The sequence below is a fragment of the Foetidibacter luteolus genome (genome assembly GCF_009650435.1).
Classification (GTDB): domain Bacteria; phylum Bacteroidota; class Bacteroidia; order Chitinophagales; family Chitinophagaceae; genus Foetidibacter; species Foetidibacter luteolus.
Genome location: NZ_VVIP01000013.1, coordinates 1 through 12,469 on the forward strand (window position 1 = coordinate 1; position 12,469 = coordinate 12,469).

General features: G+C 43.5%; 11 protein-coding genes. 4 read left to right on the forward strand and 7 right to left on the reverse strand.

Translation table 11 applies throughout. The features are described from left to right. Window positions 1-16: 16 nt before the first annotated feature. The 4 genes from F0364_RS03770 to F0364_RS03785 form a co-directional block, all read right to left on the reverse strand. Window positions 17-1,501, reverse strand: a complete 1,485-nt coding sequence (locus F0364_RS03770; protein WP_153796422.1) for an IS1634 family transposase — start codon at window positions 1,499-1,501, stop codon at window positions 17-19. Between the two features lie 183 nt (window positions 1,502-1,684). Next, window positions 1,685-2,749 (reverse strand): LIC11966 family surface protein, encoded by a 1,065-nt coding sequence (locus F0364_RS03775; protein WP_153796423.1) that lies wholly within the window; start codon window positions 2,747-2,749, stop codon window positions 1,685-1,687. Window positions 2,750-2,808: 59 nt separating this feature from the next. Continuing rightward, complete coding sequence (locus F0364_RS03780; RefSeq protein ID WP_207632502.1) at window positions 2,809-4,863, reverse strand: S41 family peptidase; 2,055 nt, start codon at window positions 4,861-4,863, stop codon at window positions 2,809-2,811. 107 nt (window positions 4,864-4,970) lie between these two features. Continuing rightward, window positions 4,971-5,663: a LolA family protein gene (locus tag F0364_RS03785; RefSeq protein ID WP_153796425.1), complete on the reverse strand. Its 693-nt coding sequence runs from the start codon at window positions 5,661-5,663 to the stop codon at window positions 4,971-4,973. Window positions 5,664-5,724: 61 nt separating this feature from the next. On the opposite strand from F0364_RS03785, the gene F0364_RS03790 reads away from it, so the two are divergent. After that, window positions 5,725-5,913, forward strand: a complete 189-nt coding sequence (locus F0364_RS03790; RefSeq protein ID WP_153796426.1) for a hypothetical protein — start codon at window positions 5,725-5,727, stop codon at window positions 5,911-5,913. Here F0364_RS03790 and F0364_RS03795 read toward each other — a convergent pair. Continuing rightward, a complete protein-coding gene (locus F0364_RS03795; RefSeq protein WP_153796427.1) occupies window positions 5,910-6,785 on the reverse strand; it encodes an ABC transporter permease in 876 nt (291 codons plus the stop codon). The two genes, F0364_RS03790 and F0364_RS03795, sit on opposite strands and share 4 nt — an antisense overlap. After that, window positions 6,763-7,704 (reverse strand): ABC transporter ATP-binding protein, encoded by a 942-nt coding sequence (locus tag F0364_RS03800; RefSeq protein WP_153796428.1) that lies wholly within the window; start codon window positions 7,702-7,704, stop codon window positions 6,763-6,765. Before F0364_RS03800 ends, F0364_RS03795 begins: the two co-directional genes overlap by 23 nt. 254 nt (window positions 7,705-7,958) lie before the next feature. On the opposite strand from F0364_RS03800, the gene F0364_RS03805 reads away from it, so the two are divergent. After that, on the forward strand, window positions 7,959-8,204 hold the full coding sequence (locus F0364_RS03805; RefSeq protein ID WP_153796429.1) for a hypothetical protein: 246 nt from the start codon (window positions 7,959-7,961) through the stop codon (window positions 8,202-8,204). Between the two features lie 202 nt (window positions 8,205-8,406). Here the strand turns inward: F0364_RS03805 and F0364_RS03810 are convergent, their stop codons facing one another. Next, window positions 8,407-9,084, reverse strand: coding sequence for a polysaccharide deacetylase family protein (locus F0364_RS03810; RefSeq protein WP_235921007.1), 678 nt, complete (start codon window positions 9,082-9,084; stop codon window positions 8,407-8,409). An 89-nt stretch (window positions 9,085-9,173) separates the two neighbouring features. Between F0364_RS03810 and gltX the strand changes: the two genes are divergently transcribed. Next, entirely contained in the window at window positions 9,174-10,706 is a 1,533-nt protein-coding gene (gene gltX, locus F0364_RS03815; protein ID WP_153796430.1) for a glutamate--tRNA ligase, read from the forward strand. Window positions 10,707-10,900: 194 nt separating this feature from the next. Beyond that, window positions 10,901-12,004, forward strand: coding sequence for an IS110 family RNA-guided transposase (locus F0364_RS03820; RefSeq protein ID WP_153795953.1), 1,104 nt, complete (start codon window positions 10,901-10,903; stop codon window positions 12,002-12,004). Window positions 12,005-12,469 lie beyond the last annotated feature (465 nt).

Genomic DNA, 12,469 nt, shown 5'->3' on the forward strand with positions numbered 1-12,469 from the left:
TCCTGACTTGTCCCTTTTAGTGCGGAGCGTTTAGTTTTTCTATAAATTCCTTCATTTTAGGAGTTGGTTCTGCCTTTACGGTTACGATTTTACTGGTTATATGATTCAATATTTCTCCATCAACAACTTTTCTGGACTCATCGATAAATTTACGGATGGATGTTTGTGTTTTCAGTTCGATGTGTTTTCCTATCACCAGTGCCATAAAGCAAATCAGGATATGTAGTTTTATGGGTTGTTCTTTAAAATGAAAGACGGGCCTTGTTTGGAGGTCAGTTTTTGACATTCGGAATGCCTGCTCTATCCGGTAAAGCTCGTGATAGCGTTTTATGATAGTGGAATTGTCAACAACAGATTCTTCAAGGTTAGTGTAATATCCTTTAATGCCGAGCAATTTTTGTGTTTTCTCAATCAAGGCTTCATTGAGCGATATTTTTACTCCGTCGGTTTGCGTAAATTTCAGTTTTTTGCTTTTAGAAGGCTTTTCAATTACCTGCTTTGCCTTTGCTATTTGTTGCTCCATTTCATATCTGTCCTTGCGATACCTGACGGCGGAGTAGCTGCAAATCAAGTAACCGTTATCTGTTTTTATTCTGATGCTTTGGCCATCCTCTCTGCTGATGTTTTGATCAATGTTTTCGAGTAGTTTGGCCGATACATTTCCCAGTCTTGCACCTACGATATAGTTGATATTGTTTTGTGTTAACTGCTTCACATTTTCAGTGCTGATCATTGCAGCATCTGCTACTACTGTAAAATTTCTTATACCATTTTTGTCAATGAAATTTTTAATAACAGGGATGATGGTATGCCCTTCAAACGTATTGCCTGAAAACACTTCATAGGCAACAGGAAACCCTTCTTTACTTACCATCAGGGCTATCAGTATTTGTGGTTGTTGGGATTTGTTGTCTTTTGAAAAACCGTTTTTACGAAGTTCATCTTCTTCAAAAGTTTCAAAGTAAAGTGTGGTTATGTCATAGAAAAGAAGGTCGTAGCTAAATGCGTAATATGCTTTGGCAAAGCCCGCAACTTTCTCCTCTACCATCTGTTTAAGTTCAATGCAACCGGGGGCGATCTTGTAATAGGTTTTACGGCTATGGTTAATACCGAAAAACTGTTCCATTAATTCCAGGGAACGTAGTTTGGAAGCGGGTTCAAATATCCTTATGGCCACCAGGTCTTTGAATAATGCCGGAAAATTACCCAGCCCGATTTTATCCTGAATAGCACATACCTGATCGTAAAAGAAACGGAATTTGACACCCACAAAAGTGCTGTGGTGGAGATGCAAAAGCTTGTTTGGGTCCTGGTCGGGAAAAATGGACAGTTGATGACTGTAATCTTTTATCCATTCTTCAGCCAATAGCATTAAATCACTTAATGCCTCATCGGTATGAGCAGAACCTATATGCCGCAAAATCATCCTTTTGTTATGTTCATACCGCACTATCTGAACAGCCCTGGCCTTTGATGCGGTTTGTACCACCCGTATTTTCATGACTAAAAATATCCTTAGTGCGGTATTTTGAACCAAAAAAATAATAATGTAATTGAAAATCAAATAATTATAACCGCACTAAATCCGAGGGGGACAAGTCAGGAGCTTGTTTTTATTATGCGAATCCCAAGGCGTTCACTTTATTTTTGAGAAGCCTCGTGGAGTTCAATAAACGGGTACCTGTTATGAGCCGTAGTGCGGCATGTGCACATCAAGAAATTGCTGCTCAACAGTATTCCAGCTTTCTACTGTTTGGGCACGCCCGTTATTAATAATGTTATTTAACTGGTTATAATAATTAGCGGCAGAATTATACTCATCCACAGCTTTATTATAGGCGTCCACATCCTCCTGGGTCCTTTTGCTCTCGGCTTTTGACTCAAAGCCTTTTCGTACTTTTTCAAGATTCTCTTCTTTTAAAAAGAAGTCGGTAACCTTGGGCAAATCAGTTTCTGCCAGCTTCAGGTAAAAATTCAACGCTCGTTTACAGGCCGTGGCAAGAGATGCGTCCTTTGCAAAAGGCTTTAGTGTATCCAATACCTGCAGGCCTTCTTTGGCGTAGGTGGCCAACGCGTTGCGGGCCTGCTCTACGCCATTCAGTTTCTTTTGATTGATGGCGTTTGTTATCTGCCCATCCTGCCAGTTACATTTAAAAAACAGCAGGTACAGTTTGTTTTTATAAGAGGTAAGCTCTGACGCTTTTTCCATTTTGCTGTACAACTCACTTTTACTGTCAATAAGCGTTACGTTGTATTTTTTTGCAAAGTCCTTACTGGCCTGGCCCATTTTTTCCCCGGCTTCGTGCAGCTTTTCATCCGTCTTTTCCTGCAAGAGAAGATATGCCTGCATTTCATCAAAAGATTGTTCGGCTATTTCTTCCATGTTTACAATATGGGCATAGTCTTCATTAAAAACTTTATAGCACATCTGTACATAATCAATACTGCTTTGGCGTAAGGAGTTATCTTTTTTATAAATGGGCAGGTCAAGTATTTTGTAGCGGCATTTTTCAATACTTTCCAGTGTTTTCTGCCGCATCTTTTCAATTTTTTTGGCTCTGCCGCTGTGCGCTACAGCACTCATGTAGGCCATATAGGTTTTGTTCATGTCCATTTGGGCGTTGCTTATAGCTGTCATATAAGCGCCCGGGTCTTCTTCAATATTCTGGGCATTAATTGAAACAGATAACATTGAAAAACAGAACAGGGTAGCTAAGTACTTATAGGCTACGTTCAAGAAGGGTTTCATTTTTTGTTGTTTTATGTAATTAATAATCGTTCAGGCTGATTTCTAAAAATTGGTACGCATTACATCTGTAACAGCAAGCGATAACTTATTTCGAGGTAAGCATCGTGCAACAGGTAATTTTTAAAAAAGTCATTTAATTGCCGGAGACCGTCATTAGCCTTTAGCTTTTCAAGTTCATAAGCATTATTCTCTATCTTGAAATACGTGGCCTGGCCTGGCTCCGGAAAATCGGTATCTTCTGCTTCTTCTTTTACAGGCGCCCATTTAAGCGAAATATCTTCCCATTCTTTTTGCTGCCCTTTTACCTGCAGATATTTTTTCAGCGATTTAAACCATGCGCTTGTATCTGCAATATTTTTAGCCAGTTGCTGTAATGACGCTACCGGAAGTGGCGGGTACGCTTTGTAATACTTGTTGGCTTCAATGGTTGTTGGCTTTAGGGCAAACTTTTCATCAGCTTCTTTATTGGATTGTGCTTCAAGCAGGCCGGGCAACTCTACATCAGGTTTAACACCTGCAAACTGGGCTGTACTACCATCAATGCGAAATAATTGGCCTGTAGTTATCTTGATATAGCTTTCCGACTGCTTTTCGTGTATGGTTTCAATAGCTACAGTTGTATCCATGGGAAATACCACCTGGCCGGTTGCTTTACCATAAGTAGAAGATCCCACAATTAATGCCCGGTTATAATCCCTGAGAGCGCCTGCAACCATTTCAGAAGCTGATGCGCTATAGCCATTTACAAGTACCAGCAGCGGCCCATCGTAAATGGTTCCCCTGTTTACATCCTTCAACGTAAAAATTTTACCGGCTTTAGGCTTCAGTTGATGAACAGGGCCCCCGTCAATAAAAATGCCAGTTAACTCTGCTGCTTCCTGTAAAGAGCCCCCGCCGTTAAACCGCAGGTCAAGTATTAAACCAGTGATGTTTTCTTTCTTCAGTTTTAGTATTTCCTTTGCCACGTCGTTGGCACATCCTTTTACTCCCTCCTCTTCATTTTCCCAGTCGCTATAAAAGGCAGGCAAAGAAATGTAGCCAACTACTTTAGACCCCTTCAATAAAAAACTTTTTACCTTATCGTCATCATCTTCTTCCTGCTCTTCCACCATTTCTTTTACAAGTGTTACGGTGCGGGTTGTTCCGTCAGCTTTTTTAACGGTTATGCTAAGCTTGTCATGGTTACTTTCATCCAGCATTTTGCCAAGTTCCCGTGGCGCAGCGTCTGAAACATCTATAGGCTGCTTCCCTTCCCACTGTATGGTTTCAAATTTATCCCCCTTGTTCAGCATGCCGCTTTTAAACGCCGGGCTTCCAGGTTCCAGTTCGTCAATCACCACGCCTTTATCTTTTGCCCTGCGGGTTCTGAAACCAAACCGGTAAGGCTGCTGGCCAAGGGCTGCATCGAAATTTTCTTTTTCGGTTAGCGGAAAGTATTCCGTATGAGGGTCGTAATATAGGGCAATAGCGCTGCACCAGGCATCTCCGATATGCTTAGGCACACCGCCGGGGGAATTTAAAATGCTGCTGATTTCCCGTTTGTAAGCAGACGCTACTTTTTTCTGAAAAACAAGCTGCGCCGTATCCAGGAACTGTTTATTCAAATTTTTACCAGGATACTCTTCCTGTAAAGCTTCCAATACATTCCACTTAATTATCCTGGTTATTTTGGCTTTGGCCTCAGCTTCGGCCTGCGGCCACGAACTGTCTTCTTTTGCAGTGTAGTATTCGTCAACTGAAAAGTCGAAAGGTTTTTTGCAAACATCTGCCAGTAATGAATCAACCTTTTGCAGCCTTTTTTGATACAAACCTCCCAACAAAACCAGGAAATCTGTTTTCCGCTGTAACACCTGCTCATCAAGCTGTTGTTTCCAGGAATTTAACAGCATCAGATCTCCGGCTGTAAAATATATCCGCTCATCATCCAGCGATTCAATAACCTGTTGCCATAAATTTTCGGAGAAGGCATTATCGGTTGGCTTAGGGGCTATGTGAAATTTTTCAACCATCCTTGTGACGACAAAACCGTCATTCGCGGATTTTTGGTAATCCTGCGAAATAGCACTGTAAAAAAGGCCGGATACAAGGAAAAGGGTTATAAACAGTTGTTTCATGTATTCAGAAAAGGCAAAATAAACTACCATCTTCCAGATGGAAAATTAAATTCTGCATAAGTTCGGTTAGCCGGATAATTAAGAACTGTCTCTACACGCTCACCTACCTACTTAAACACACTATCCTCTACCCCTTTATTAATCAGGTAAGACGCGTAGGTAATTTCAACTTTACCTTTCTTGTTTTTCATCTTATCCAGCTCAGAGGGCTTGGCATCGTCTTCAAATTCCATGGATATACCGCGGGGCAGTTTGTAGTCTTTGGTATTAAAGCTAAAAACAATTTTATCCGGCAACGCGTAACTGCTGTATTTGCCGTAGCTAAAAGTCATTTCATAGGTACCACTTTCCTTGGTGGTAGTAGTAGCTTTTTTAATCAACAGGTTGGGCTCATCAATATACATGGTGGTAAGCACTATCTCGCTGTTTTCATTCAGCGGCAAAAGTTTTACAACTTTTGTTTTAACACCTTCCACTACCGCTTCTCCTGCCGCCAGTGCAACAAAATCGCTGGTTGTCATCAACGCTCCCGGACTAATACTTATACCACCCTTGGGCAATACAGAAATTCCACCATCCCTGCGCAACTTGAATTTGCCGGGCTTTTTATAATACATTTTCACCTTGCCAACCGGCGCTTTGATAAATGTTACATCAGTTTTCATTTTGCCATCCGCAACGTAATCATTCACCTGGTCAAGCTTGGCTTTTACTTTTTTTACCAGCTCAGTCATGTCCTGCGAAAAAGCAGCCAACTGAAAGCCGGATACCAGTAGCAATAACAGCACAATTTTTTTCATACTCTTTCCATTAATTGTTCAATGTTGGGTTGTTTAAGTTCAATGTCCGCATAAAGCCGTAATGGGTACCTGGCTTCTGGCACCTGCGGTGCCGGAAGCATCATCTACCCGGTTCGGAAAAGACGCCATGAAAAACCGAACGATGAAAGTAGTGCGACGCAACGAAGCCTCCCATGAAAAACCGAACCCCTGGCACCAAGCCTTCGACAAGCTCAGGCTGACAGTTGTGAGCCATTCCATTGCCACCTAACTTAAAATATCTTTTTTTCTGAATAGCGCCACAGAAACACTGATAAAAATAACGATGTGTGCCACCAGTACCAGGGCGCTTCTTATCAACCGTTCGGGGTGCTGCACAGTACCTTTAATTGCCTCGTTGGCATCATTTACTTTTATATCAAAAAACTCCTTCCAGGTTACCATGTGCGTGGTAAAAAGGAATGGACGTATTTTACTGAATATGGGCAAGCTCATAGTGCTTAATATGGTAAACACAATAATAATGCTCATGGTTGCAACAATAGGGCCAATGGAGTTTTCAGCAAATTGGGAGAGGAAAAAACCTAATGCCGCCACTGTTATCATGGCCAGTGCCGCAAAGCAAAAAGCGCCGCAGTAACGCCAAAAAACATCGCTGTTTTCTATTTGTACGGCGTATTGCGTTTTCATGATAAACATATCATCGGTACCGAATATCAATATGCTTGCAAAAAGCGCCAGTATGGCTATCCATATCAGCAGCAACACCGTGTAAACAGCCGATGCTGAAAATTTGGCGAGCATAAATTTGGTACGGCTAACAGGTTTGGTTAACAGCAAGCGTAACGTACCGGCATTGGCTTCACCGCTAATCATGTCGCCGGCTATAAGGGCTATCAGCAGTGGTACATGTATCAGCAACAATTGCAGTATTACATAGCACACAAAATAACCGTTAACAATATTCCCTTCTACCTCAATGGAGTTCTTTAGATCGGCCATGATGAATTCCGAATACTCTTTACCATCAGACTTTAGCCCTAACTGCACAATAACAATCAGGGCCGTTATAGCCGCGAAGGCGATATACGTTCTGGGCCGCCGGAATATTTTATATAACTCAATTTGAAAAAGCTTCCACATATTGTTTGCCTGATGTTACCTGTAAAAAATAATCTTCCAGCGAATGCCTGGGTTGCAGCGATATTACGGCTATATCATTTTGCGCCAGCCATTTATGAAGGTCGGGTATCTGTTTGCGGTGCAACTTTAAAATAATGTGTGCATCGCGGTGTTCCTGCAGAGCGCCACTCCATGCGCTTTGCTGTATCGCTTCCAGTGCGGCATGATTGTTTAACGTATCCAACGCAACAATGGTTTGAGAAGGGTCGAACAATTCCGCGGAGCTGCCTTCTACCAGTTTTTTGCCCTTGTCAATAATTAGTACACGGGTAGCCACCTGTTCAATTTCGCTAAGCAGATGAGATGATACTACCACCGTTTTATTCATTTCCCGGCTAAGGTGCAGTATAAGGTTTCTTATATCAGCAATGCCCTGCGGGTCAAGCCCGTTGGTAGGTTCGTCCAGTATAATCAGTTGCGGGTTATGTACCAGTGCAATGGCAATGCCTAACCTTTGCTTCATACCCTGCGAAAAGGCTTTTACCTTATCATGTGCCCTGTCTTCAAGGCCAACCATGTGCAGTTGGTCCAGCAGCAGCTTACGGCTTAAAGGCACATCACTTAGTTTGGCAAATAATTTAAGGTTATCGTAGGCACTCAGGTATTTGTATATGTCGGGCTTTTCAATAACAGCGCCTACCTGTTTTAATATCTCGTGGCGGTGGCTGTTAAGGTTCATGCCGAATAACTCGATATTGCCCGCTGTTGGCGTAATTAAGGTAAGCAGCATGCGTATGGTGGTGCTTTTACCCGCGCCGTTCTGGCCCAGGAAACCATACACATCGCCGGGCTGCACCGTAAATGACAGGTTGTTTACAGCGGTAAGGTGGTTGAATTGTTTGCTAAGGCCGGAGACCTTTATAATCGGTTGCGTATGCATGTCTGCCTGCAAAAGTAGTTTACGGATGGATGCAAAATTGTGAAAATTGAAATAACAGCTTTATGCAAGGCTGAAGGGCATGTTTATAATTGAACCATGTAAGACATGTGAGTACAAGCTAGAGGAAGCTTTTGATTAATGCTACCCTTTTCACAATCTCGCCCTACCGCCTTCTTACATCCCCTTACATGTCTTACATGGTTAAAATTATCCTCAACCACAATTTCGCTTTACTGCCTTCTTACATGTCTTACATGGTAAAAATTATCCTCAAAAAAAATTTCGCCTTACCGCCTTCTTACATGCCCTTACATGTCTTACATGGTAAAAAAACACCCTTAACTACATCTCCCGCTTGTTTTTATCATGACAGGAAAGAAATTTCAGGGCGCCTGCCGAAGGCACCGGGCTATCCGCTGCTACTCCGCCACAAGGCAGCGCTGCAAAGCCTTCAGCGGGGTATCCGCTTCTATCCCTGGCGCGGTGGTGACACAGCGTAGCAATCCTCACGTTACCGGTTACAGGTTACTGGTTACCGGTCTGTTGAAGTTTAAAAGACTTATAATTGGTTTAATTGATGAAGTGCAAAAGCCCTTCTATACTCGCTGCTAACATTAAACAGTTACCGGTTACAGGTGGATGCTGTTGTTTAGCTGCCTGCCTCGCAGCTCATAGCTTACATCTCATAGGTTAACCAGGCCCTTACTCAATAGCAGCAAAACTGTAGCCTTCATTACTGTAATACTCCAGCAGTTTGGGCAATGCATAGCTCATCCTGTCCCAGGCCTTGGTACTGTCGTGAAAAAGTATAATGGCCCCCGGCGATGTATTGAGCAGTACATTGTTCCAGCATTTTTCCGGGGAAATGGCGGTGTCAAAATCGCCGCTCAACACACTCCACATAATTATTCTGAAGTTCCTGGCGGCAACAGCCAATGGTTTTTCTGCCTGCAACAGCCTGGCTTGAAATTTTGATATCCTACCATAAGGTGGCCGGAACAGGTCACTGTCTATGTGCCTTGCCGCCTCGTGAACATCATTGATGTAGGCGGCATCGCCTGTTTTCCAGCCGTTCAGGTGATTATGAGAGTGGTTGCCGGCGCGGTGCCCTTCATCTAAAATTCTCCGGTATATGGCGGGGTGCGCCACCACGTTTTTCCCTATGCAAAAAAAAGTTGCTTTGGCATTGTATTTCTGCAGCTCATCCAGCACAAAACCAGTAGCCTGTTCATGGGGGCCATCGTCAAACGTAAGGTAGAGCACCTTGTCTTTGGCGGGCATCTCCCAAACAAAAGAAGGATATAATTTTTTAAGCCACCAGTTTGTTTTAATAAAGTAAAACATGCTGTAAATGTAAGCATGCGGCTGTAAAAGCCACATTAATATCGGCGTGTTAAAAACATACCTGCAACCATCTTCAGCCTGGGTGGCTGCGCTAACTGGCCGCCACTTTATATCTTTGCGGCCTTATGAATACAGAAAAAAAAGTAAGGGTTCGTTTTGCGCCCTCTCCTACAGGGGGCCTGCATTTAGGTGGTGTAAGAACGGTATTGTTTAATTACCTGTTTGCCAAACATTATGGCGGCGATTTTATTTTACGCATAGAGGATACAGACCAAACCCGTTTTGTAGCGGGTGCGGAAGAATACATTTTTGAATGTCTTAAATGGTGTGGTATAGAGCCGGATGAAAGCGCCCTGCATAGCGGCCCGTATGCACCATACAGGCAAAGTGAACGAAAGCCGATATATAAAGGCTATGCAGATAAACTGGTAGAAGCCGGCCATGCCTATTATGCATTTGATACCCCTGCGGAGCTGGAAGAAATGCGCAGCAGGTTTAAAACTGATGAAAACCCATCTCCACAGTACAACCACCTGCTGCGTGAAAAAATGCGCAACTCACTTACCCTGGGCAACGAAGAAACCCAAAGGTTACTGGCCGAAGGAACAGCCCATGTAATTCGCATTAAAATGCCGGTGGATGAAGAAATAAAGTTTACTGACATGATACGGGGCGAGGTGAGCTTTCAGTCATCGCAAACAGATGACAAAGTATTGCTGAAGGCTGACGGCATGCCTACCTATCACCTGGCCGTGGTGGTAGATGATTACCTGATGAAGATTACCCACGCCTTTCGTGGAGAAGAATGGCTGCCAAGCGCCCCTGTACACGTACTGTTATGGAAATACCTGTTTGGCCTTGAAAACATGCCGCAGTGGGCGCACCTGCCGCTGATACTAAAACCCGATGGCAATGGAAAACTAAACAAACGGGATGGTGAGCGCCTGGGGTTTCCGGTGTTTGCCATGAATTGGACAGACCCCCGCACCAATGAATTTACCCAGGGGTTTCGTGAAAAAGGTTTTTTGCCCGGCGCATTTGTTAACATGCTTGCACTGCTGGGCTGGAATGATGGTACCGGGCAGGAAATTTTTACACTCAATGAACTGGTTGAAAAATTCTCTATGGAACGTGTACACAAAGGCGGTGCAAAATTCGATTATGAGAAAGCAAAATGGTTCAACCACGAATGGATAAAAAATTCCGGTGCAGAAGATTTGGCGGATAAAGTTGTAGCCGCGTTTGCTGATAAGGGAATCTCTGTAACAAAAGATAAGAAGCTGGAAAAAGTTGTTGCGCTTGTTAAGGAACGCTGCACCTTGTTACCTGATTTTGTTCAGCAGGCCGGTTTCTTTTTTCAGGCCCCTGTTGAGCCGGACATTTCTGCAATTAAGCCAAAGTGGGACGAGAAAAAACAACTTTTTTTTGCTGAGCTTATCAGAACATTGGAACTCTCCACCCTATGGGAACATGAGGATCTTGAAAAATCGTTTAAAGAATTGGCAGCCACACAACAGCTTAAACCCGGCGACCTAATGTTGCCCTTGCGCATTATGCTGGTTGGCGGCAAGTTTGGCCCTGGTGTTTTTGATATCGCCGCCATCATAGGCAAGGAAGAAACCATACACCGTATAAAGTATGTACTTGGCTTGTTGTAAGGTAGTTATTAAAACAGGAACACCCATGCGGACTTCCGCATGGGTGTTCCTGTTTTAACGCTCTCACTCACCTACACGGTGGGTTGGCGAATAGAATTACCGAACGTTGAAGTGAGTCTATATGTAAAAGGTTTCGGTGCAGCGGCAGTCCTAAAATTAGGCTGCAAAGAAGAATTTTGCTAAAAAAAACAAATATGAAACAGCAAACTTCAGCCACAACCGAAACCTTGGACAAAGGTAGAAGCCTGATTGATTTCAGCGGCAAAATCATCTATGTAGGAATAGATGTACATCAAAAAGATTACCAGGTTGCCAAATTATTAAATGGGATTTGCCTGGGTAATCACCGTATGGGCAGCAACAGTGAAGACCTTATTAAACACCTGAATAGCCACTATCCGGGGGCCACATTTAAGTGTGTGTATGAAAGTTCGGCCTGGGGTTTCACCCTTCAGCGTTCACTGCAGTCCGCAGGAATGGAGTGCATCGTGGTTCATGCTGCCGATGTATCCACCAGTGATAAGGAGAAGAAAAGGAAGACCGATAAGGTGGATGCCTTAAAGCTGGCCCGCAACCATGCAGCCGGTGAGCTTAAGGCCATCCATGTACCGGGGGAGGATATTCAAAAAGACCGCAACCTGATAAGATTCCGCAAGAAACTGGTAGGGGATCTAAACAGGAGCAGGAACCGGTTGAAAAGCATATTGAAATACCAGGGCATCCAACTGCCGGCTAAATATGAAAAGACCAACTGGAGCCATAATTTTCTGGAATGGGTGGAACAGGAAGCTCAAAAAGACGAACGGCTGAAAAGCACTTTAGTGCTGATGTTGGAACAAATCAGGTTGCTGCGCCAGTTGCTGTTAAAAACGGAAGGTAAATTGCGGGAACTGAAAAAAAGCCGGTACCAGCAAAATACCAGCCTGCTGTTGAGTGTTCCGGGAGTAGGCCCTACAACAGCCCTGTGGTTTTTGCTGGAAGTGGGCGATATCAACCGGTTCAAAGGATTTGACGCATTGAATGATTTAATAGGTTTCTGTCCTGATACGGACAGCAGCGGCGATAAGGAAAAAGATACCGGTATTACCACCCGGCGCCACAAACAATTGCGCAGCCTGCTGATAGAAGCTGCCTGGCAGGCCATAAGGATAGATCCGGCTTTAATGGATTGTTATCAGGCATTAACCAAAAGAATGAAAGGCAACCAGGCCATTATCCGTATTGCCCGTAAACTGCTGCGCAGGATAAGGGCTGTTTTGATAAGCGGTGTGCCTTATCAAAAAGGTGTGGTAAAGTAACGGGAACAGAAATGAGTTTTTTTAAGCCATCCGGCTTACCGATAGTAATACAAAAGGAGCCGCCATGACGGCCCCCTCTATACTATCGTATAAGCACAGGCCCTATCGCTGGCAGGTTGTCCTCCGGCAGAGCCCGCTTCCTGTTCAGGCCGGTGCACAAACTTAAAAATCTAATTTTGAAGCAAACAGTATTATTCATATCACAGAAAGGTAATATCAAACAGTTATAAGGACTGCTTTTTGTGTCCTGCAGTTGCAACATACTGCTCAAGTGAGTCTGCAGCCTTATACTTTTACTTTATGGGATTAATAAAGATTTGCAGCGGCCATGTGCCGACTGCTGATAGGAGTTTCACCACCTGTGATAAAAATCTTTTTTCCAATGACTTAAAAAAACACAACATATTAACCTTGTTTTGCAACCTTTTTCAGGATGGCAGGCAGCGTATTCCTTTACATAGGAGT